Raw genomic sequence first — 23031 nt, 5'->3', positions numbered from 1 at the left:
CCTTGTGGTGTATCGCAATAACATCGATGCCAGCTACTTATTCAATAAAATGAAAGAAGAAACCGCCCCCGTTATTCTCGTGCTCTCACCTGGGCCTGGAGCTCCATCCGAGGCAGGTTGTCTGCTGGAACTCATTGAGAAATGTCGCGGTCAATTTCCAATGCTTGGCATTTGTCCTGGGCAACTGTTACTAACACAAAGTTACGGGGGCAATGTTGGGCAAGCAAGGTCAAACTGTGCATGGTAAATCATCGATTATCGATATTTCGGCACAAACCCTGTGTTTGAAGGAGATGGGCAACAACATACCTGCCGCTCGCTATCATTCATTAATGGCGACCTCAGTACCTGAGTGCTTAAACGTCATTGCGAAATATGAAGATATTCCGATGGCAATTTACCACGAGAATGACAACGCTCCGGGTTTTCAATTCCATCCAGAATCCATTCTCACGCCAAACGGGGACACAATTACTAAAGCAAAGGTAGACTTTTTAGCAAAAGGAGTGGCTTAAATGGACATACTCAATATTCTATTGAAAAAACGGAAGTCATTAAACTTTGAACAAAGCCAAACATTTTTCGATGCGATCATGCAAGGCAACGTGAGTGATATTGAATTGACCGCGGCGCTTGTCGCACTAAAGTTGAAAGGTGAAACAGTCGATGAAATCGCAGGGGGCCGCTGCTTCCATGCGTAAACACGCTATTCCTTTTAACTCTAACGGACTTGCGACAGCCGATAGTTGCGGTACAGGCGGTGATGGTTCAAACACCATTAACGTCAGCACTACCGCCGCGATTGTCGCGGCTGCATGCGGGATCCCGATGGTCAAACATGGAAACCGCAGCGTGTCGAGTAAATCAGGTTCAGCTGACTTGCTTAAAACATTAGGCATCAATATTGATATGTCGCCAGCTCAAGCTGAAGAATGTTTACGCAAAAACTGGGTTTACGTTTTTATTTGCACCGCTCTATCATCAAGGTGTAAAACATGCGATGCCAGTAAGAACAGAGCTAAAAACGCGCACCATTTTCAATATTTTAGGTCCACTTGCCAACCCAGCACAGCCAGACATACAGCTCCTTGGCGTGTACGATGCTAAGTTATGTTTACCAATGGCTCAAACCCTGCAAAAGTTAGGAACAAAACATGCTATGGTCGTTCATGGCGCTGGAACGGATGAAATCGCGCTTCATGGCAATACCATCGTAGCTGAACTAAAGAATGGTGTGATTCGCGAGTATCAACTCACACCAGAAAACTTTGGACTTGCAAACTATTCACTTGAATCGATTGCTGGGGATACGCCAGACTACAATGCTAAAGCCAGCATCGCCATTCTTTCTGGACAAGGATTACCTGCACACAATGCAGCAATTGCGGCCAATGTAGCCGCCCTTCTCTACATGCAAGGTCGATTTGATTCGCTCAATGTCGCCTGTGACTTTGTTCTATCAACGTTAGAAAGTGGTCAAGCGATAAAAACATTAGAATCAATTAAAGAGGTAAGTCATGGCTAATGTACTCGAGCGCATTGTCGCAGATAAAGAGATAGAGCTTGAACAGCGCAAGATTGCGTTCCCACTCAGCGAGTTTAAAGACAAAGTACGACCTACTAAGCGTAATTTTACTGCTGCACTTGCTCAACAAGGCACCCAATTTATTCTTGAATGTAAAAAAGCATCTCCTTCGAAAGGGCTTATCCGCGCACACTTCGACCTAGACGAGATAACGTCGGTCTATTCGCGCTATGCAACTTGTATCAGCGTGCTAACGGATGAAAAATATTTTCAAGGTAGTTATCAGTACCTAGAGTATGTACGTTCAAAAGTCTCACAACCGCTTATCTGTAAAGATTTTTTTATCGACGAGTACCAAATCTATTTAGCACGTTTTTACGGTGGCGATGCCGTACTGTTAATGTTATCCGTGCTCGACGATGCGCAATACACTGCTCTTGCACATGTTGCTAAATCTTTGAACATGTCGATTTTAACCGAAGTGAGTAATGAAGAGGAAACGGCTAGAGCACAAGCGCTTGGGGCAGACCTCATTGGTATCAATAACCGTAACCTAAGAGACTTGTCTACCTGCCTTGAGACCACAGAACGACTTCGCCCATTAATTACCAATGGCGCCGTGGTCATCTCTGAATCAGGGATTTACACTCATCAAGATGTAAAACGCCTGTCGCCTATTGTTGATGGTTTTCTAGTGGGCAGCTCATTGATGGCACAACAAAGTCTCGACAGTGCGTGTAGACAGTTGATTTTGGGTGAAAACAAAGTCTGTGGACTCACTCGATCACAGGACGCTTTAAACGCGTATAATGCGGGTGCTGTTTTTGGTGGACTTATTTTCTATAGTAAATCACCTCGCTACGTCAATTTAGACTGCGCAAGAGAAGTGGTCGACAGTGCGCCTCTTAAATATGTGGGTGTGTTTGTCAACTCATCTCTGGAAGAAGTGGCTGAGTACGCCAATACATTAAAGCTCGCGGCCGTCCAGCTCCATGGCGATGAAGACGCAGATTACATCACGCTGCTTCGAAATCTTTTGCCTGTAAATTGTCAGATTTGGAAAGCATTGGGTGTTTCGGATGTCCAGCCCGATCTCTTTGAACTAGTCGATAGACATATTTTTGATACTAAAGCGAATGGGCAATCCGGTGGAACCGGCAAGCAATTTAACTGGGAACTCATCAAAGACCTTAAAACCCCATTTATACTAGCTGGCGGGAACTCAGTGCAGCAAATATTCCAGACGCACACAAAGTCGGTGCGCTCGGTTTTGATTTAAATTCAGGAGTCGAACTTACTCCTGGCAAAAAGTGTGTAGATAAAATCAACGATGCTTTTTCGCAAATTAGAAATTATTGAGGTGGACATGAGTAACAAAGGTTATTTTGGCGATTTTGGTGGCATGTTTGTCCCAGAATTATTAGTGCCAGCATTAAAACAACTAGATGCAGAATTTGAAAAAGCGCAAAACGATCCTGCGTTTTTGACGGAGTTTAATCAACTCCTTACTGAGTACGCAGGACGACCAACACCACTTACTCTAACGCGTAATTTAGTAAAAAATCCGAAAGTAAAACTCTATTTGAAACGTGAAGATTTACTTCATGGTGGCGCGCACAAAACAAATCAGGTATTAGGGCAAGCACTGTTGACTAAAAGAATGGGCAAGAATGAAGTCATTGCTGAAACTGGTGCTGGTCAACATGGCGTAGCGACAGCATTAGCATGCGCGCTCCTTGGCTTAAAATGCCGTATCTATATGGGTGCAAAAGACGTCGAACGCCAACAACCCAACGTATTTCGTATGCGTTTAATGGGCGCAGAAGTGATACCGGTTACCGCGGGTTCTGGAACGCTGAAAGACGCAGTAAACGAAGCGCTTCGTGATTGGTCAGCGAACTATAAGACTGCACATTACCTACTAGGTACAGCGGCCGGCCCCCACCCATTCCCAACAATTGTCCGTGAATTCCAAAAAATGATTGGAATAGAGGCGAAAGAGCAAGTGCTTAATGCAGAAGGCCGTTTGCCGGATGCTGTAATAGCTTGTGTGGGCGGCGGTTCAAATGCAATCGGGATGTTCGCCGATTTCATTGGTGACTCAAGTGTAAAATTAATTGGCGTAGAGCCTGCTGGCAAAGGTTTAGATACCGAGGAACATGGTGCGGCTATCTGTAAAGGTTCAAAAGGCATTTTGCACGGAGCTTACACGTTTATTATGCAAAACCAAGACGGCCAGATAGAGGAGTCGTATTCCGTATCTGCTGGACTTGATTATCCCGCCGTAGGTCCTCAACATGCGTATTTGGCTGAAACTGGTCGTGCGCAATACGTTGGCATCACAGATGACGAAGCGCTGGATGCGTTCCAAGCCTTAGCAAAAAATGAAGGGATTATCCCAGCGCTTGAATCAAGCCATGCCCTTGCGTACGCGCTAAAATACGCCGAAGCGCAAACCGAAGAGACCATCCTTGTTGTGAATCTAAGTGGACGAGGCGATAAAGACCTAACCCATGTTCACCAAGTATTAGCGAAGAGAGGTTCACTATGAGACGCTATGACGAACTGTTCGAACAGTTAAATAAGAAAAATGAAGGCGCATTTGTACCGTTTGTAACACTCGGTGATCCTTCTAAAGAACAGAGCATTGAAATAATCAAAGCCTTGATCGATGGCGGTGCAGACGCGTTAGAACTGGGTATTCCGTTTTCTGACCCTATCGCAGATGGTCCAGTAATTCAGTCTGCCAATATCCGTGCTCTGAACGCACATATTAATACCCAAGACAGTTTTGACATAATTAAAGCCATACGAGAGTACAACGCAAACATTCCTATTGGTTTGCTGCTGTACTCAAATTTGGTTTTTGCCAAGGGCATAGACTCATTTTATGAACAAGCTCGCGCCGTTGGTGTCGATTCCGTGCTCGTTGCTGATGTGCCTCTGCATGAATCTAAACGTTTTAGACAGGCGGCTATGGCAAATGAAATAGCCCCTATTTTTATCGCAACACCGAACGCGGACGATGATACGCTTCGCCAATGCGCGTCCTATGGTAGAGGTTATACCTATCTGCTTTCTCGTGCTGGCGTAACAGGTACAGACACCGTTGCTGAAATGCCTGCTGGGGACATTGTTGATAAATTGCTAAGCTATCGAGCGGCGCCTGCACTTCTTGGCTTTGGTATTTCCACACCGGAGCATGTAAAGGCTGCGTTAGAGGCTGGCGCTGCTGGAGCAATCAGTGGTTCGGCCGTCGTCAAAATCATCGAACAAAATCTTAGTGACTTTCCGAACATGCTCACTACGTTGACTCAATTCGTCCGTAGCATGAAAGCAGCGACACATCGATAAGTCCCCCCTCTTTTTGGCACTTTCTTTAATTAGAAAGTGCCTCTTTCAGCGCTTTGGCAGGCTTAAACAACACTTTGTTTGCACCCTCTATTAAAATTTTCTCACCTGTCTGTGGATTACGACCCTCTTTGGCAGGATGATAACTCAGGGTAAACGTCCCCAAATTGTGAAGTTGGACTTGGTCACCTTCAGATAGACGTTTTGTGATGATTGCAAGTAGGCTATTTAATGCAGCGTTTACGTGAGTTTTCGGTAGTTCAGCTTGTGCTGACATAAGCTCAACAAGCGACTTTTTGTTCATCCGTTTTCCTTCTGTTTCTCGCAACGACACTCGAAAAGCTCGGCAGGCTATGGGAATTAAAGAGTAAAGTCAATCTTGAACTTCTTTGAACAACTTGGTAAAACCACGTTATCTTATTAGGAGAGACTTATTTTATGGCACTGTTATTCGAGTATTTGCCACTTATTTTATTTTTTGTCGTTTATAAAGCCGTCGACATTTTTTGGGCAACTGGCGTTTTAATCATCGCTGCGATTGTCCAATTGGTGTATTACAAAGTTTCTACTGGAAAAATAGAAACCCGACACTGGATTTTTGCGGGGATTGCCGTGGTGCTTGGAGGGATGACTCTGGCATTTCACGACGAACAGTTTATTCAATGGAAAGTCTCTATCATCTACGCACTACTCGGCTTGTCCATCTTATTTGGGAAACTGCTCTTTAAAACCAACTTAGTGGAAAAAGCATTAATGGGCCTTTTCTCTTCAGTGCAGAAAGAGCAAGAAGTTGAAATTAATATTCCTAACGCAATTTTTAATCAGCTTCTGGTACTTTGGGTTTTCCTATTTTTAAGTATTGCGGTCTTAAATCTTTACGTGGCGTTTAACTATTCGCTCGATACGTGGGTGAATTTTAAAGTGTTTGGATTGATGGGTATTACTTTTATCGCAATCGTATTTACGATGTTTAAAGTGTACAAGTTCTTACCAGAAGAACAGTAATCACATTCTGCCGCGCCTAACTAACTTAATTTTAGGCGCGGCATTCAAAATTTTCTCAAGTCTGTGAATTTCGTCACAAAGCTGCCTTTCTTGGTCTATAGTCTGAACATACAGTCCATAAATTGAACAAGACCTTGAACTCTTCTCAATATCGGTGGTGTGAACTGATTTTTGTGTTTTTTGGTTTGCCTTTAATGGCATATCAATTCCGAGCACAACTTGCTAACTGGCTGCTTCCTGCATTAATAATCCTTATGGCGATCTGCGCCTTTTTGTTACTTACCGACCCGCATTTCAAGCGCTTTAGGTTAACAACCTTAGGTACATTTTCCGCAGTGAAACAACGTCTTTTCACCTTTTTCCTAATCGGTGCGCTATTCTCTGGCATGCTTTATGGCCTTATCAATCAAGACAACTGGTTTGCCCTACCACGGCAATCTCCATTAGATTGGCTAAGACTACTGATTGTGTACCCGCTGCTCTCCGTGTTGCCACAAGAGCTTATATTTAGGAGTTATTTCTTTCATCGCTACAAACGAATTATTCCGAAAAAATCACACCGTGTGATCCTAAGCGCGTTAACGTTTGCTTTGGCTCATTGCGTCTACGATAACTTGATGGCTATTCTGCTGTCGTTTTGTGGGGGCTTGTTATTTGCGTACACTTACGCACAAAGCCGTTCACTTTTGGTGTGTGTACTAGAACATAGTTTGTGGGGGCTTTGGATATTTACGTTGGGATTGGGTGGATATCTAGACTCTGGGGCAAATTGGTAAGGTGTATACACACCCTACCAATTTGAACACTTAGAAACCGAATAGACTGGTACCGAAAAATTTCGTTGCGACAGTATTAATAAAAATGGCGAGCAAAATCACAGGAATAAAGGTCGATAGCGAGAAGTTAACGTACTTCTCCATCCAACTGCCTTCATAGCCTTCACAACCTTGAGCTAGCTCTTCAGAAAGTTTCGCTTTTTTCCATTTATACATAACAAAAATACACACGATTAACCCGTTCAAAGGCAAAATAGTGTCGTAGAAGATATCGTAAACCAAGTCAAACATGCTCTTGTTAGCACCACCATACCAAGTAAACTTGGTTAACCATTCAACCATGCCAAATGACATCGTACACATCACAGTAAGAATACCGATAGATGCAGCAAGCACCATAAGTGCCTTTTTACGACTCAGGCGAGCTTCTTCGATTAATGTAGCGGTAGGTACCTCAACAATTGACACAAGCGATGTAATAGCAGCAAAGAAAACCAGCAGGAAGAACACACCCGCAACTAATGATGCGCCAACGTAGCCAATGTCTGATTGCAATGCGAGTAACAGTTTAGGCAAATAGACAAAAATCATAGAAACTGACGAGTCTGACAGTTCTTCAGGATTGGTGTTTGGGTTAAAACTGAAAATTGCAGGCAGTACCATTAATCCCGCGATAAACGCGACCAGTGAATCGGTAATGGCAACCATACGCGCACCACCAACTATGTCGTCTTTTTTAGATATATAAGACGCGTAAGTCATTAGAATCCCCATACCTAATGACAACGAGAAAAACGCTTGTGAAAGCGCGCCGTTCAATACACCTGCATTAAGTTTGGAAATGTCCGGCACAATATAAAATTTCACACCAGCCATCGCGTTATCAAGTGTAAGCACATAAGCCACTAAACCAATCAATAACACAAACAATGCTGGCATTAATACTTTAGATGCCTTTTCAATTCCTTCTTTAACGCCACCAACTAATATCAAATTAACAATGACAGCCACTACTATCATGTACCAGAACACGTTGGTGTTGTTGATAAATGTATCAAAATGTTCAGGTTGCGCTAACAGGTCCAAATTACCGAGTGTTGTCTGAGCAAGATAACCGAAAATCCAGACAGTGATGACCATATAAAATACCGCGATCATAAATGGCGTGATCACACCAAGCATACCCGCTATTGACCATTTCGTTGAACGGTCCGACAGTTTCTTGTAGGCACCATATGGGTCTTTTTGGGCTTTTCGACCCATCGCCATTTCGGCCATCATGACAGGTAAACAAATGAACGCTACAAACAATGCGTAGATGAGAAGAAATGCGCCACCACCGTTTTTTGTTGCAGAGACAGGGAAACCCACTAGGTTTCCAATACCTACTGCCGATCCTGCGGCCGCTAAAATAAACCCTAGTCGCGAGCTAAAATGCTCTCGATTGCTACTCATGCGAACTACCTTATTATTATTTTTTCCAATATCCGGCCGACTCTACCAGTCTTAGCTCAACGATTTCAAGTGTTATGCCGTTAAACCCGACTAATTACTGGCGCATTACGTTTACACATACCCATGAGACAGTCTAAGATACGCCATAGAACCACATAAAAAGTGCCAAGGATTAATATGTTGTACATGATTTACTCTATCGATGTTGAAAATTCGCTCGATAAACGCTTAGCAACTCGCCCACTACATCTTGCACGATTAGAAGCGCTAAAAGAAGAAGGAAGATTATTTACTGCGGGTCCTCTTCCAGCTATCGACAGTAATGATCCGAGACTCTGCTGGATTCACAGGTTCATTGGTTATCGCAGAGTTTGACTCGCTTGAAGCCGCTAAAACTTGGGCTGCTGCTGACCCTTACCTAGACGCTGGCGTCTACAAGGAAAGTATCGTAAAACCGTTCAAACGCGTGTTTTAAGGTATTCATTTTAATTCAGGAAGAGTTCAGAGCGTCGCGACTAGGCTTGTACCATGCCTTGCATTTGTAGTCTGTGTAAAAGCCTACGATGTCGTAACCCAGAAAATTGGAGTTAGATGATGAGATTGTTCACTTTAGTTGCGGTGATTGGACTGAGTATTTGGTCTTTGCCACCAGCCTTTGGGAAAACAGACTCTGACACATTGACTAAAAAGGAAGCCGTTGAATTAGCATTAAAGGAATACAGCGGTAAGACACTTAAAATTACAGATCAAGGCTCGTACTACATCATTCGAATTCTCGGTTCAAATGGCCGGGTGCTTGATGTACAAGTAGACAAGAAGACAGGCGCTGTGCGTAAGGACTAAACCATGCGAATTTTGGTAATTGAAGACGATTTGCATTTGGCAGACAACCTGCGAAATGCTCTAGAAAAAAGAAAAATACAGTGTTGATGTTTGCCATGATGGTGAGTCTGGCTTATTCCATATAAAAGAGTACCCGCTCGACATGGCGGTTATCGACTTAGGTTTACCTAAACTTGATGGTATTGAGCTGATTAAAAAAGCAAGAGCTGCTGAAGTTGATATCCCAATCCTCATTTTAACAGCTCGCGACAGATGGCAAGACAAAGTTGAAGGTCTCGACGCTGGCGCAGACGATTACTTAACGAAACCATTCCATGTAGAAGAATTGATTGCGCGCTGTAATGCGCTTATACGTCGCAGTGCAGGCCAAGCGAACCCTGAAATTATTATCGGCCCAATTAAACTAAATACCCGCTCTCAACAAGTTTGGGTGAACGATGAAGAAATGAGTTTAACGGCTTACGAGTATAAAGTCCTCGAATACATGATGGTAAACCCACAAAAGGTTATTTCTAAGGCTGAGTCTCACTGAACATATCTATGATCAAGACTTCGACTTAGATTCAAACGTTATCGAAGTTTTCGTACTACGCCTTCGTAAGAAACTTGACCCATCGGGCGAACTTAACCCTGTTGAGACGCTTCGCGGTAGAGGATATAGGTTAAAAACACAGTGGTAATTGGACCGCAAATATCCCTAAAAATAAGACAAGGATTTATCCTTGTCTTTGTTTTAGTTGTTGCTTTACCTTCGCTTTTCTTTTCGATTGGTCGTGCTTATTACGATTCTCTGGTCGAAGCCACGCGCAATACACTTGAAGCACACTTATATTCGCTTATCTCAGAAGTTGAATTTTTGGATGAGGGAATTGGCATGCCCAGAAGCATCTTGGCACCCGAACTCAATCGCCTCAACTCAGATACTTACGCGCTAATTTATCAAGGTAACGAACTCATTTGGTATTCCGAGTCTGCTGTAAATCTCTCCGTCTCACCCGAATTCAGTGATGCGCAGGCTGGTAACTCAGATTTTAGACGTGTTGATTACCAAGGCGTTGCCTATTGGCAACTCAGCTTAACGGTTATCCTCGGCAACGCGGAGCATTCACAGCAAGCCCGTTTTATCTTATTAAAGCAAAACTCTGCTCTACTCGCTCAAATGGGTCGATTTAGGGATACACTCGTCACGTGGATGCTGATAATGGGGATTGTGATTGCAGGACTCATGGCGCTTGGCTTTATTTGGAACGCACGACCGCTGCAACGACTGGACAAAGAAATCAAAGAAATTGAAGCTGGCAATCGAGAACGAGTGTCAGGACTCTACCCTGTCGAACTTCGAAATATCAAGCTCGACTTAAACCTTCTACTGGAATCACAGCAACGTCAGAAAGAACGGTATCGAGCCTCATTAAGTGATCTCGCGCATGCCTTAAAAACACCTTTAGCGGTTTTGAAATCGAGTCCCTTAGCAAACGATTTAGACGCTCAGGAGCAACTTGACCGCATTAACGCAATGATTGAGCATCAATTAAAGCGAGCTGCAACGGGTGCTTCTGATGCTTGGAAAAAGCAAACTGAAATTGAACCTATTGTACAGTCTATACTTAATGCAATGAGAAAGGTTTATCACCAAAAAGACATTGAATTTACGTTTTCATGTGAAGAGAAAGCCGCTTTTCTTGGAGACAAAACAGATTTAATGGAAATTTTTGGCAATTTAATTGATAACGCGTGTAAAGCTTGCGCATCCAAAGTCGATATAACGGTGACCCGTTTGCAAAACAAAGGTGTTCGCTTGTGCGTTAGTGATGATGGGCCTGGTGTCCCAGAGGACAAGCGAGAAGATCTTCTTACCCGAGGCAAACGGCTAGACACATATGAAGCAGGACATGGCGTAGGTATGGCGATTGTGTCAGACTTGGTCAATTCCTATCACGGTAATTTAGTGATAGGTCAGTCAGAGACTCGGCGGCGCAGAATTTGTGGTAGAATTTAAAAATGAAAAGAACTAATTTAATGGCTTTGAGCTTACTTTTAGCTCCTTCTGTACATGCTCTAGACAATTTGCGCGATTGCAGTGCTCTTGAAAGTGATCATCCTGAAAAAGCTAAAAAGTATATCCAATGTTTAGATCAAAATATCGAACTGTTAAAATCATCTGAACAGACTTGGTTTCAAAAGCTCAAGCTAGACATTGAAAAAATACAGGAAGATACTGGTAACACTCAGCTCCTGCCTATCATTAAACGAGCTGCCAGTAACCAAGTAAATTATATGGAAGACACCTGCAGATGGCGTTATTTGCATAAAATGCCTAATCCAACGAAGGCGGCAATTGCCTATAAAACCTGCGAAATTAATTTACGTAAACAAAACTTAGAAACGCTTAAGATGCCCTATTAGTGGGCATCTTTGTTTTCATCAACGTTCCCTAGTAAGACCGCAAGCCACTTCCCTTTCTCTGTATTTTCTAAACCTATCTTAACGACCATAGTGAGAGGAACCGACAACAACATACCCACCGTTCCGAGTAGCCATCCCCAAAAAATGAGTGATAAGAAAACAACCAACGTTGATAACCCAAGCCCTTTACCCATAAATTTCGGTTCAATGATATTGCCCATCACCGTATTAATGATGACATAACCAATTGCAACAATTCCAGATTCCAACGGACCGAGTGTAACAAGTGCAAGTAAAACAGCGGGCACGGCGGCGATGATTGAACCAATGTTTGGAATGTAATTCAAAAAGAAAGCAATAACGCCCCATAACAGAAAATAATCCAACCCGAGGATCCAGAGGAAAACACTCACCAACACACCGGTGGCCAGCGAAACAAGCGTTTTGATGGCAAGATAACTGTTGATAGACTCTAAGAATCGGTCAATGGCTTTCATTTTCATTTCAGGGTCATCTAATGCGAGATGCACTTTTTGACTTAAGGTTGGCGCCTCGAAAAGCATAAAGATAACAGTTAACATGATGAGGAATATGTTTGCCATCACACCACCTAGGCTCGACAAAGTATTTGTAGCCACATCAAATACTTGGCCTGGATCAAAGAGCTTAATGAGTTGCTGCTTGTCAACCGGTACGCCATACGTTGCCGCGATATTAATTAACCACACGAACTTGTCTTGTAGCTGAGCCTTGTAACTTGGAAGCTGTTTCGAAAAATCCGTTACAGATTGCCCGACCAATCCAGCTAAACTCACACCTATACCAACCACGATTGCGATAATAAGCAAAATAGAAATGCCTTTTGGTATATGAAACCGAGCAAAGAAATGAAGCATTGGACTACAAATAATGGCGATAAACGCTGCCAATATAAATGGAATAACTATGCTACTAGCAAGCTTAATTCCGGCAAAAACAATAACCAGACAAGCGAGTATTACTAGTGTTCGATGTGCGGGTGAAACTTGAGACATCTTTTTCCCTTTCAAACGGTTGAAACACGCATATACCACAATGTGTTTCAAATAAATTCGTGGCGCTCGCGCTAATCTAAACCATCCACTATACCGTATATAGAGTATATTTCAGTCACATAAACTTCTATGAAAATATTAATAACAGGTGGAACTGGTTTAATCGGTAGCATGCTTTGTGCTCAATTAAACGCACACTCGCTTTTTGTGTTAACAAGAAACACTGACAATAAACTGTTCAGTGGCTCAAATCATATCACTCCAATCTCACACATTGAAGATGTTGATTTTAATGATATTGATGCAGTAATCAATTTGGCTGGTGAGCCTATCGCTGAAAAACGGTGGAATGAGCAACAGAAGCAGTTAATTGTGCAAAGTAGACTTGGGATAACGCAATCGCTCGTTTCGAAAATAAATAACTGTGTAAATCCACCTAGCGTTTTTATCTCGGGAAGTGCAATTGGCTACTACGGTAGGCAATCGCCAAATCTACTGATAGATGAATCGTTTGAAGAAGCCTTTATTGAGTTTTCACATGAATTATGTTCGATGTGGGAAAATGAAGCACTTAAGACCAACCAGAATACTCGCGTATGCATACTCCGAACTGGCATTGTGTTGAGTAAAGACGGTGGAGCACTAAAAAAACTGCTGCCGTCGTTCAAGCTAGGAATAGGTAGTGTAGTTGCGGATGGCCGGCAATTAATGTCTTGGATCCACATCCAAGACATGGTCAAAGGCATCATTTTTTTGCTTGAAAATTCAACTTCAAACGGCATTTTCAATATGACTGCACCAAACGCGGTTAACAACCATGAATTTTCAAAAACACTCGCTGCACAACTTCACAGGCCTTGCTTACTCTCTATGCCTGCATGGGTAATGAAATTACTATTCGGTGAAATGGCAGATTTACTCATCTATGGGCAGGGAGTTTATCCAAAACGTCTGCTTGGCGCGGGCTTCAATTTTGACTACCCTACATTAGACAAGGCACTCAATGACTTATTGTGAAAGAAAAAACGCTCCAAATACTGATACCTAAAGAACGGTGAAAAGCGCAAGGTCTCACCGTTCTTGTACAGGCTAAATAATTTCCGCTTCAAGCAATGACAATGCTCTGCGTTCTTTGTCATCAACCGTGCCATCCGCTTTTGACACTTCAGTAGCTAGTTTCAAAGCCAAGTCTCGCATTGGTGCATCTACAATATGCTTCAAACGGTGTTGAATAAATGACTCAACCTCGTTACTTTGGATGGCAAGAATACACTTCCCTTGCATGTCCGTAATGTAATCATCGAGGGGAATAACAGAATGCCAGTCTAAATTGCGAGCAAACGATTTAACGACAAGCTTTTCTTTATCATCAATTGCGCCATCAAGTCCCATAAACAAAATAGCAATGTCTAACAGTGATTCTTTCTGTAATTGCTCGATGCTAATGCCCATATCAAAGTGTGTAAGTAGCTGTTCAAATTTCATTTTTTATTCCTTTTAAATTTGAAAAGCCGCACCAGACTATTCTCTCTTTGATGAATGCTTTTCGTTGCAAGTTTATTTTTATAGCAGCTTTTACCGCGCTCAAAAATAGTATCAGCATATGATTTTTTTTCATTTTGCAATAAACGAAAACTGGTCTAGCAAGTTTATTTTTTTAACCAAAAATAACACTTTACGCTACACTCATAAGGGAATCGACGGTACTTATTCATGCAAAAAACCTGTTTAACCTTTTTGACCCTCATGTCGTTATGCACATCCGCTTCTGATGGGTTGGAAGTGCCTATAACTATTGAAAAAGATATTTACGAATATACCCAGACACTCTTAGGTAGTGACTCACCACTGACCATCGAGCACTTTCAACACGAAGTATGTCAACGTGATGTTGTTGACTTTATACTGGTACAAAGAGCAATTGCCTTGGGGGGATTGAACTTACAGTTTGAATTTGAACTTGGCAATTATGACGCGCGCAATTTAAGACTTTTAAAAGATGGCTTGTTATTAATTAGTTTTGACACCATTTGGTACAGTGACGCAGCAAAATACGAAGACGAAGTTTACATTTCAGATCCTATAATTCGTAAAGGGGAATACTTTGCCGGTATCTTTACCTCCCCTTCTAGAATAGCTGAAGTAAGTAAAAAGATAACCTCCGATTTAAGCGGTGTCTCAATTGTTTCTAGCCAAGCGTGGTATGTTGATTGGAAGACAATTAACGCGCTAAAGCCAAAAACACTTGTTGATGAATCAGATTGGATAGTCATGGCTAAAATGGTTAGTCGCGGCTGGGTCGATGTAATGCTCGTACCTTTTACGAATCATCCCCCTTATGAATATCAAGGTACAGGCTATAAAATTGAGGCAATTCCAAAATTAAAAATTGCACTTTTAGACAGTCGACATTTTGTTGTATCAAAAAAGCATCCTCTTGGAGCAAACGCATTTCAAGCATTGCAAACAGGGTTATCGATTCTTCGTAAAACGGGTTTTATTGAACGAGCTTATCAAGAGTGCGGATTTCTAAATCAAAGCGTAACGAACTGGAAAACCTTAATGCCGCCTCAGTAAAATTGCACTTTCGAATACAATTTCTTCAAGCCACCATCGAGTTTATACCGCTGCAGATGCTTTTCGATATATTTAACGTGTTATTCATTTGTTATATTTCAATGTGTTATAACTAATATCAAAATACAACCTCAAAAATTAGTGATTTTGTACTACCTCCACATTTCCTCCATTTTGTTCCATTAAGCTAAACACAATCAAAAATGTAGTGAGTTGATGACATGAGAGAATTACAACTAAACATTAATAAATCTTTTTATGTGCTATTGTGCGTATTCGCCGCCGCGATCTGGGGATTTGGCGCGTTGTTGAATGATTTTGGAAAGTCGTCATTCAATCATGTGGAGCTGTTTCTTGCATTAGTTATTGTTCTATTTTGCGCTTTCCATTTAGCCTTGTCTCTGACAGGTCAGCGTAAAGCCGTCTTTTGCTCTCAAGGACTATACTACATAAATGCGCTAGGCAAACGTCGCTATGTTTTAGCAGAACAAATTACTGGAGTAAAAGTACTTTCTGTTTTTGGACTAAAAGTTACTAAAATCTCACTTGTTGATTCGACCTTACTGTTCGTTGCGTTCAATCCATGTGAAAAGCAACTTGCACAACTTCGTGTGCAAGGATACGCGATTTAGTCTAACCACCCTATTTCACTTGCTAAGAAAGCGCTGCTTTCTTAGCATAATGGCTACCTTTCAAAGTAATGGCAGCTTAAATGAATAACATTTATCCAATTGGCACACCTGGTGAGCCATGGCAACAACACCACAAAGAAATGTGGTTTTCCTCGCAAGTATCTCACCGCAGTTATTTTAACGAAGTTGTATCTAAGATTGATGAATTAACTGAGAATTTTGATAAAGTTCAGTACGGAACGTTAGACTATGCTCAGCGTTTTCCTCTTTTTATCCTTAAAAGTAAAGTTTGGGATAATACAAAACCCAATGTACTCATTACCGGAGGTGTACATGGCTATGAAACGAGCGGTGTGCATGGCGCGCTTGATTTCTTAGCGCGTTTTGGCAAAGAGTACGAAGCTAAATTTAATCTCATCGTTGCACCTTGCATTAGCCCTTGGGGTTATGAAACGATAAATCGCTGGAATCCAAATGCAATCGATCCAAACCGTTCTTTTTACAGCAACAGCCCAGCGCCTGAAGCAGCTTCATTTATCAAATACCTAGCTGACAGTGAACTCTCCTTTCTAATGCATATTGATTTGCATGAGACGACTGACACTGATAACTCGGAATTTCGTCCTGCTTTGGCAGCCAGAGACGGTAAAGTCAACCACAACTGGAATATCCCAGATGGGTTTTATTTGGTCGGCCATACCCAAAAACCACAACCAGAATTTCAAAAAGCGATCATTGAAGAAGTCCAAAAGGTAACTACGATTGCGCCAGCTGATAGTAATAATGAACTAATTGGAGTTGCACTTGAACAGTTTGGCGTCATCAATTATGACGGTACAAAGTTGGGACTTTGCATGGGCGTAACTAATGCTCCTTATGTCACAACGACAGAAGTTTACCCAGATGGTGAACTTTCCACGCCAGAAAACTGTATTGCGGGGCAAGTTGCTGCAATTGTTGGTGCACTAAATTACGTGGGACAATTAAATCGAGAAGTGCAATAGCGTAAACGCGAATTTGGCTGAACAATACAGGTTGGCGCTCTCCAACCTGTATCTAAATAGATTTTGCTAGGCGTCTAATTCTTCTCTATCGTGGATAATTTCGAAAATCGACTTAAATGACCGAGCTTTTTCTAAGATATTCACCGGCATGTGCAATGCTCTTGCAATGTCACTTGCCGAAATCATACCTCGCAATGCGCCTTTGTCGTCAACCAATAACACATGTTGTTGACCTATATCTTGAAGTGTTTCAACGACGTCGCCAATTTTTGCTGATTCCACAAGACGATATGGCATTGCTTGAAGCTCAAATCGCTTAGTCATCATGTCTTCTACCGTTAAATCAGCACGACCTAAGCTTTTCTTTTGTGCTGTTGCTAATACTTTTCGACCCGTTAAATCTTTCGCGGTGATCACGCCAAGAAACGTATCATCGTGATCAATAACCAACTTCGATCTTACATGCCCATTTATCATCATATACAACGCATGGTCTACATCCACATCTTTCATGATGACTTGAGGTTGTCTACGAGTGAAATCTGTAACGACTTTAAGCGCTGAACTCGATAGTGAAAGCGGTTCAGAATCATAGTGGTCGCAAAACTGGAAAACCTCGTCTAGTTTTATGGTTTTAATTGCGCGGTATTCACCCATAACGGTACTCCTTAGCGGCAGTGCAGTGCCTTTCAAATCACTGCAAAAAAAGAAGGGAAAGGAAAATTTCGTGGTCCTTCTGATTAAAATATGGTCCATCCTTTTTTTGGTCGCAAGTAAAAAAAGCGCTAATTTGAAACAATCATGGTGTAATCCGCTGTAATCGTATAATCAACAAAATTACGGTATCATCTGGTCAAGACAGCAAGAATCAATTTGATTGATACTCTCCATTAACGATATGGTAGCCTCGAATAACAATGCCGACCAAGCGGCGTATACAAAAAAGGCGCTATTTTTAGATAGAAGGAATTTCAATGGCTTACTTAATTGATGAACAGAAATTAGAAAAGGTATATCTAAAGAGCTACCATACCGTTGGCAGACAGAAATTAAGCGTTGATACCATCATTGATAAGCCGACGATTTCTCGACATCATGCAATTATCGAATTGGCTGATGGTAAATGGCAAATTCGTGATGTAAGCACAAACGGTGTGTGGCTAAACGACAAAAAATTAGACAAAAACTTAAGTTATACGTTAGCCGTAAATGACAAAATCGATTTCGCCGTTGCCGGAGAAAACTCCTATGTTGTTGGAGATTTGGACACAAACTGTCGTTATCTAATTTCACAGTCCATTCCTCGCCAAGTAATCGAAGTGACGGACCAACACGTTATACCAAATGACGACGAACCCTCCTTCATTATTTACCATGACAAAATCATTAATTATTGGTTTATTGAAGACCTAAACACCAACGACCGACAAGCTCTTTTTGATGGTGGAATCGTCAAAGCGTTAGGCACTCAGTGGCAATATATTTGCGCAACAGAACACCAATCGACTGAGATCATGAACAACGAACACAATATTGCGCCTTGCTCACTGATGTTCAACGTAAGCCAAGATGAAGAGAACACCCAGCTTTCGATTAATGTCGATAATAAAGAATATGATCTCGGTACTCGCAGCCACCATTACCTTCTTTTGCTTCTCGCGAGACATAGAATCGAAGACAAGGAAAATGGCGTTGAGCTATCACATCAAGGTTGGCAATATCGTGAACACATGGCAAAAGATTTAGGTATTCAAATGAATCACATGAATATCATGTTGCATCGTGCTCGTAAGCAACTTTCTGATTTAGCGGAGCAAGGTGCGCCAGACTTAAGCTTTTTGTTAGAAACCTATTTCGGCAAAATTCGATTGAATTGTCAGGACTTAAGTATCATTAAAGGGGCACATTTAGAGACCCGCGTTACTTTTTAACTCCCTCATTTGACGCATTCTTGCCTGTTCAAGAATGCGTCATTTTAAAACTGACTCGGTTTAACTGAATCTAACGGTATTCACCTGCTTCACGAATAATGTCTTGTTCTAGTGGTTTGTGAAAACCTAAGATAAACAAAAATTCAGCCATCACGAACAGTGGGCCAATCGCAAGCCCAATCAAGTCATCAACAAATGCAGGCTTTTTACCTTCGTAATAGTGACCAACAAACTGAAATATCCAACCGACCACGAACAATATAACGCCCATAATAAGCATGCCGTAGTGTGAAAAAGAACCTAGATATGGTGCTGAATAACAGACAATCGCATACATTGCTGCAAACGCGACGGCCATCGCGAAACCTAGAGATAGACTAAGCATAAGATAGTAAACAAGTGATAATGCAATCACGACTAACGTTGCGGTAACGGTGAATGAACCGACTTCCAAAACCGGAAAATAAAGCAAGTACATCACTGCAATCACAATAAGCGGAATACCGATAAAATGAGTCGCGATATTTCTTTTATCACGATGATAGCGTGCGTACTGACTGAGTTGTTCAACTAATGTTTTCATATTCTTGTTCTTAGAGTAGTTACTTTAAACTTAGGTTAAAACACGTCCAAAGTGAAAAGTCAATCGTTGCTATTTCACTCAGTGCATTCTTCCTTCTTAAGGCACTTGCCTTTGATGTTTTCTCGATGTTATTGCTTAAATCGACTCAAAGTTATGGTGTTTTAACGCAAATTTCTTTCATGGTTTACAATTGCGCCATACGCTAAAAAGAAAAAGGAAGCACAATGCGTCGCTCATCACTTTCTCTACCCTTCGTTCTAGCAATCTGTACGATGTCAGCATCGGCCAAACAAAATTCAACCATTACCGTATCCGCCGATTTACAGCAACAAGTTATCGATTGGCGCAGACATTTTCACGAGTTTCCAGAACTGAGCAATCGTGAATTTAAAACCAGTCAAACGATTTCTGATAACCTCAAAGCACTAGGCTTGGATGTTCAAACAAACATTGCACACACCGGTGTCGTTGCAATGTTAAAAGGTGCAACGCCTGGCCCTACAATCGCTTTTCGCGCCGATATGGATGCTTTACCTGTCAAAGAACAAGTCGACCTTCCCTTTGCTTCAAAGCAAACGGCAACTTATCGAGGTCAAACGGTTGGCGTGATGCACGCGTGTGGACATGATAACCACGTCGCAATTTTGCTTGGTGTGGCACATCAATTAAACGAAATGAAGGATCAGCTTTCAGGGAATGTGATGTTCATTTTTCAACCGGCAGAAGAAGGAGCACCTGAAGGTGAAGAAGGTGGCGCAGCATTAATGCTTAAACAAGGTCTATTCAAAGACATCAAGCCGGAGGCTGTTTTTGGATTGCACGTAACCAACCGTTTGCATTCTGGACAAATCGGATACCGAAGCGGCCCTCTGATGGCGAGTGAAGACTCTTTCGAAATGACCATTCATGGGAAACAAACCCATGGTTCACGTCCATGGAATGGCGTAGACCCTATTGTTACAGCTGCTCAAGTCATTATGGCTACACAAACTATCGCGTCTCGACAAGTTGATGTAACCAAAGCACCGTCCGTCGTGTCATTTGGCGCGATCAATGGTGGGATCAGATCGAACATTATTCCTGACGAAGTATCTTTGATTGGCACTATCCGTAGTTTCGACCAAGATATGCGCGCCGATATCAAAGAAAAGCTGGTGTTTACTGCAGAAACAGTAGCTAAATCACAAGGCGCAACGGCAGAGGTCAAAATTAAACATGGCTATCCTGTAACAGTAAACAACCCGACTCTGACCGAGAAAATGATCCCATCGATAAAACGAGTAGCAGGTGATGACAACGTCATGGAAGTTCCACTTGTCACAGGCGCTGAAGATTTTTCTTATTACGCGTTGGAAACACCCGGACTCTTTTTCTTTCTCGGTGTGACACCAAAAGATATGCCTTTGGATAAATCTGCAAGCAACCATTCACCTCGCTTTTATGTTGATGAACCGGCGCTTCAAGTTGGTGTTCGCGCCTTGACACAAATTGCTGTAGATTACTTAAAGTAGTTATTCAAAATCTTCCTACATAATGGGCGCTAAGCAAAATGCGCCCATGTATGCTCAACCAAATTAACTAATTAGTCGTTCATAGAGTCCTGAACTTCGCTGCACAGATTTTCGCATAGCCAGTTTTAACACCTCAGGTTGAGCCACCAATTCGAGCTTAAGCTTTGCTCGCGTTATACCTGTGTACACGAGTTGTCGATTGATACCTTGCTGTGCTTTTTGCATAGGTGGAAGCAGTATTGCAGTGTGTGGGAACTCGGAACCCTGAGATTTATGTATGGTCATAACATAGGCTAGCTCAAATTGAGGTAACCGTGCAGGATAGAAGAAACGCGTTTCACCTGCATCGTCGATAAAGCTTGCTTTAAGCTCCCCATCATCATCTAACATCAAAATGCCAATGTCACCATTAAACAATTTAAGTTGGTAATCGTTGTGCGTGATCATGATTGGCATACCCAAATAAAACCGCCCTGTTCGCAAAATCAAACCTTGCTGAACCAGCGCCTGTTCAATCTTGAAGTTCAACTCATTTGCTCCATATGCGCCTTCTCGCACTGCACATAGCAATCGGTATTGGTTAAACAATTCATGAACCATACTCGGTTTTTCATTGCGTGCTATCGCGGTTAGATATTGTGCATAGCGTTGTGCAGAACCAAGAATGAGATTCGTGTAACTTTGCTGTGACAGGTTTTCTAATTGGATATCGGCAAAGCCTTGTGCCAAGACCCAGTCTAGATGTCTGGAGTCATTGTTGTTAACAGCAAGTGCCAATTGACCAATGCCACTTTGCTCATTGAAGCGGTGACTTTTTTGCAAGAAGGACAAAGAATCTCTAAGCTTAAAATCATCTTGCTCACTAACCGCAGCCGAAAATACCGCTTCGCATAAGTTCTCTAGTTGGAGTCGATGTTCCGGCGTATAACTGGGGGTTACACCTAACGTTAATTTTTGACACAAATCACCCAACACACAGCCAGTATCGACCGACGCAAGCTGATCTTTATCTCCCAGTAAAATCAAGCGCGCGCCTTTTGGCAACGCCTTCACTAATTTTGCCATCAACGATAAGTCAACCATAGACGCTTCATCGACGATCAACACGTCTAAATGCAAAGGATTGGATTCATTGTGTCTAAATTTATTTGAAAAGGGATGACTCCCAGTAAACGATGAAGCGTCTGCCCGTCTTCTGGGATCAGCGTCGACAGCATCTCAGGCAGCGCCAATTTATGTTTGGCCGATTTTATCGACTCGCTTAACCTAGCCGCGGCTTTACCGGTTGGTGCCACTAGCTTTATGTTAAGCGGAGCACCTTGATACAAAGACTGCAAAATCGCCAATAATTTGGTTACCGTCGTTGTTTTTCCAGTTCCTGGGCCACCTGTAATAATGGAGAAGCCGTTTAAAACAGCATTTGCACATGCGACTTTTTGCCAATCTACTTCATCGCTTTGTTTTGGAAAATACTCTGCCAATAACCATTTCAGTTGTTCTGCATCCACGTTGATTTGACGATTAGCCATTTCAAGAAAGCGCTGACTAAGCGTTGCCTCGTAACGAGCATGCCTCGAGAGATAAAGTTTTGAACCAAACAGTGAAAGTGGTTTGTTATCACCTACCGCAGGGTGTTTTTCGAGTAAATCGATTGCTTCAACCGCATCCTTAATCGAAATAACATCAAGTGGAAAATCAATGACCTGCTCTTTATCTCTAAGTCCGAAAGGGTTCATCCAATCAAGGTGACGTAACTCTAAACAGGTATGCTGTTGTTGTTCGGCAATGAGCAGCAATAAAACTAAGAAATAGACAGCATCGTTATCAAAGGCGACCATCTTTGCTAGTTTTACATCGCTGTACCTTATTTTTCCGAGCGCTAAGAGGTGTTTGGTAATTTGCGTGACATCTAATTCACGAGCATCGAAATCAAAACCAACTTGCATGGACATTTTAACCCTCCCCCTCAACAAATAGTGCGTCAAATTCAGCCAAATCTGAGCTTGTGAGTCGATTGAAATAAATCCCTTGGTTATCCGGTAACGCACGCAAAAACAAATAGAGCGAACCGCCTAAATGCGTGTCTGGGTCATAATCCGCAACTCGAGATTTAAAGCACGCGGTGGAGAGCCACTGTATAAATGATGTATTGAAGATGATATTGGTGGCTATTCATCGCAGTTTGTAGATTTTCAAAATCATAGTCAGCAGGACTGTCACCCAAATAGTGGATTTATAATCCAAAACAAAATAGCGCCCTTGCCATTCGAAAATTAAATCGATAAACCCTTTCAGTAGGCCCTGTACCTCATCAAAATGAAGATAAGCAGGGTGCCCAGTGATCCGAGTTAAGAGCTGATTGAGTTTCAACGCCGTAAGTGGTTTTAATGGCAGATGA

At 42.2% G+C, this 23031-nt stretch carries 19 protein-coding genes and 7 pseudogenes; 18 read left to right on the top strand and 8 right to left on the bottom strand.

Features of this window, described 5'->3' with window-relative positions; all coding sequences use genetic code 11:
- The 5 genes and pseudogenes from J5O05_RS00210 to trpA all read left to right on the top strand — a co-directional run.
- Positions 1–515, top strand: a pseudogene (locus tag J5O05_RS00210) (glutamine amidotransferase-related protein); the annotation flags it as partial.
- A pseudogene (trpD, locus tag J5O05_RS00205) lies at positions 516–1525 on the top strand (anthranilate phosphoribosyltransferase).
- Positions 1518–2884, top strand: a pseudogene (gene trpCF, locus J5O05_RS00200) (bifunctional indole-3-glycerol-phosphate synthase TrpC/phosphoribosylanthranilate isomerase TrpF). Before trpD ends, trpCF begins: the two co-directional pseudogenes overlap by 8 nt.
- Before the next feature lie 7 nt (positions 2885–2891).
- Positions 2892–4076, top strand: a complete 1185-nt coding sequence (gene trpB / locus J5O05_RS00195) for a tryptophan synthase subunit beta (RefSeq protein WP_208841717.1) — start codon at positions 2892–2894, stop codon at positions 4074–4076.
- Positions 4073–4879, top strand: a complete 807-nt coding sequence (gene trpA, locus J5O05_RS00190; RefSeq protein ID WP_208841716.1) for a tryptophan synthase subunit alpha — start codon at positions 4073–4075, stop codon at positions 4877–4879. Before trpB ends, trpA begins: the two co-directional genes overlap by 4 nt.
- A 25-nt stretch (positions 4880–4904) precedes the next feature.
- Here trpA and J5O05_RS00185 read toward each other — a convergent pair whose 3' ends face one another.
- Positions 4905–5180 (bottom strand): HU family DNA-binding protein, encoded by a 276-nt coding sequence (locus J5O05_RS00185; RefSeq protein ID WP_208841715.1) that lies wholly within the window; start codon positions 5178–5180, stop codon positions 4905–4907.
- A gap of 134 nt (positions 5181–5314) precedes the next feature.
- Here J5O05_RS00185 and J5O05_RS00180 point away from each other — a divergent pair, with 134 nt between their 5' ends.
- Together J5O05_RS00180 and J5O05_RS00175 are read left to right on the top strand one after the other, a co-directional pair.
- Complete coding sequence (locus tag J5O05_RS00180; RefSeq protein WP_208841714.1) at positions 5315–5881, top strand: inner membrane-spanning protein YciB; 567 nt, start codon at positions 5315–5317, stop codon at positions 5879–5881.
- A gap of 134 nt (positions 5882–6015) precedes the next feature.
- A complete protein-coding gene (locus J5O05_RS00175) occupies positions 6016–6657 on the top strand; it encodes a CPBP family intramembrane glutamic endopeptidase (RefSeq protein WP_208841713.1) in 642 nt (213 codons plus the stop codon).
- 30 nt (positions 6658–6687) lie between these two features.
- Here J5O05_RS00175 and J5O05_RS00170 read toward each other — a convergent pair whose 3' ends face one another.
- Positions 6688–8112 (bottom strand): sodium-dependent transporter, encoded by a 1425-nt coding sequence (locus tag J5O05_RS00170; protein ID WP_208841712.1) that lies wholly within the window; start codon positions 8110–8112, stop codon positions 6688–6690.
- A 177-nt stretch (positions 8113–8289) separates the two neighbouring features.
- On the opposite strand from J5O05_RS00170, the pseudogene J5O05_RS00165 reads away from it, so the two are divergent.
- From J5O05_RS00165 to J5O05_RS00145, 5 genes and pseudogenes are all read left to right on the top strand, one after another.
- Positions 8290–8587, top strand: a pseudogene (locus tag J5O05_RS00165) (YciI family protein).
- A gap of 116 nt (positions 8588–8703) precedes the next feature.
- Positions 8704–8955 (top strand): PepSY domain-containing protein, encoded by a 252-nt coding sequence (locus tag J5O05_RS00160; protein WP_244369500.1) that lies wholly within the window; start codon positions 8704–8706, stop codon positions 8953–8955.
- 3 nt (positions 8956–8958) lie between these two features.
- Positions 8959–9635, top strand: a pseudogene (locus tag J5O05_RS00155) (response regulator transcription factor).
- A pseudogene (locus tag J5O05_RS00150) lies at positions 9629–10970 on the top strand (ATP-binding protein). Before J5O05_RS00155 ends, J5O05_RS00150 begins: the two co-directional pseudogenes overlap by 7 nt.
- Positions 10957–11361: a hypothetical protein gene (locus J5O05_RS00145; protein ID WP_208841711.1), complete on the top strand. Its 405-nt coding sequence runs from the start codon at positions 10957–10959 to the stop codon at positions 11359–11361. The pseudogene J5O05_RS00150 and the gene J5O05_RS00145 overlap by 14 nt, the downstream one beginning before the upstream one ends.
- On the opposite strand, the gene J5O05_RS00140 is transcribed toward J5O05_RS00145, so the two are convergent.
- On the bottom strand, positions 11358–12395 hold the full coding sequence (locus J5O05_RS00140) for an AI-2E family transporter (RefSeq protein WP_208841710.1): 1038 nt from the start codon (positions 12393–12395) through the stop codon (positions 11358–11360). The genes J5O05_RS00145 and J5O05_RS00140 overlap by 4 nt on opposite strands.
- A gap of 129 nt (positions 12396–12524) precedes the next feature.
- Between J5O05_RS00140 and J5O05_RS00135 the strand changes: the two genes are divergently transcribed.
- Positions 12525–13412 carry a TIGR01777 family oxidoreductase gene (locus tag J5O05_RS00135; protein ID WP_208841709.1) on the top strand — a complete coding sequence of 296 codons (888 nt, stop codon included), beginning with the start codon at positions 12525–12527 and terminating at the stop codon, positions 13410–13412.
- Between the two features lie 72 nt (positions 13413–13484).
- Here the strand turns inward: J5O05_RS00135 and J5O05_RS00130 are convergent, their stop codons facing one another.
- A complete protein-coding gene (locus J5O05_RS00130; protein WP_208841708.1) occupies positions 13485–13880 on the bottom strand; it encodes a tellurite resistance TerB family protein in 396 nt (131 codons plus the stop codon).
- A gap of 228 nt (positions 13881–14108) precedes the next feature.
- On the opposite strand from J5O05_RS00130, the gene J5O05_RS00125 reads away from it, so the two are divergent.
- The 3 genes from J5O05_RS00125 (at position 14109) to J5O05_RS00115 (ending at position 16608) form a co-directional block, all read left to right on the top strand.
- A complete protein-coding gene (locus J5O05_RS00125) occupies positions 14109–14972 on the top strand; it encodes a hypothetical protein (RefSeq protein ID WP_244369498.1) in 864 nt (287 codons plus the stop codon).
- Positions 14973–15193: 221 nt separating this feature from the next.
- Complete coding sequence (locus J5O05_RS00120; RefSeq protein WP_208841707.1) at positions 15194–15604, top strand: hypothetical protein; 411 nt, start codon at positions 15194–15196, stop codon at positions 15602–15604.
- Positions 15605–15684: 80 nt separating this feature from the next.
- Complete coding sequence (locus tag J5O05_RS00115; RefSeq protein ID WP_208841706.1) at positions 15685–16608, top strand: M14 family metallopeptidase; 924 nt, start codon at positions 15685–15687, stop codon at positions 16606–16608.
- A gap of 66 nt (positions 16609–16674) precedes the next feature.
- On the opposite strand, the gene J5O05_RS00110 is transcribed toward J5O05_RS00115, so the two are convergent.
- Positions 16675–17265 carry a CBS domain-containing protein gene (locus tag J5O05_RS00110; RefSeq protein WP_208841705.1) on the bottom strand — a complete coding sequence of 197 codons (591 nt, stop codon included), beginning with the start codon at positions 17263–17265 and terminating at the stop codon, positions 16675–16677.
- A gap of 317 nt (positions 17266–17582) precedes the next feature.
- On the opposite strand from J5O05_RS00110, the gene J5O05_RS00105 reads away from it, so the two are divergent.
- The gene (locus J5O05_RS00105; protein WP_208841704.1) at positions 17583–18539 is read left to right on the top strand and encodes an FHA domain-containing protein; all 957 of its coding nucleotides are present in this window, start codon (positions 17583–17585) and stop codon (positions 18537–18539) included.
- A 70-nt stretch (positions 18540–18609) separates the two neighbouring features.
- Here the strand turns inward: J5O05_RS00105 and J5O05_RS00100 are convergent, their stop codons facing one another.
- Positions 18610–19122 (bottom strand): Mpo1 family 2-hydroxy fatty acid dioxygenase, encoded by a 513-nt coding sequence (locus tag J5O05_RS00100; protein WP_208841703.1) that lies wholly within the window; start codon positions 19120–19122, stop codon positions 18610–18612.
- Between the two features lie 272 nt (positions 19123–19394).
- Here J5O05_RS00100 and J5O05_RS00095 point away from each other — a divergent pair, with 272 nt between their 5' ends.
- Positions 19395–20633 (top strand): amidohydrolase, encoded by a 1239-nt coding sequence (locus J5O05_RS00095; RefSeq protein ID WP_244369502.1) that lies wholly within the window; start codon positions 19395–19397, stop codon positions 20631–20633.
- A gap of 63 nt (positions 20634–20696) precedes the next feature.
- On the opposite strand, the pseudogene recD reads toward J5O05_RS00095, so the two are convergent.
- Together recD and J5O05_RS22815 are read right to left on the bottom strand one after the other, a co-directional pair.
- Positions 20697–22579, bottom strand: a pseudogene (gene recD / locus J5O05_RS00090) (exodeoxyribonuclease V subunit alpha).
- 226 nt (positions 22580–22805) lie between these two features.
- A partial coding sequence (locus J5O05_RS22815; protein ID WP_208841701.1) for a PDDEXK family nuclease occupies positions 22806–23031 on the bottom strand: 226 nt, incomplete at its 5' end.

The organism is Pseudoalteromonas xiamenensis (genome assembly GCF_017638925.1).
GTDB lineage: Bacteria > Pseudomonadota > Gammaproteobacteria > Enterobacterales > Alteromonadaceae > Pseudoalteromonas > Pseudoalteromonas xiamenensis.
Note: the sequence above shows the minus strand (reverse complement) of the source record. Positions and strands in the feature narration are given on the sequence as shown.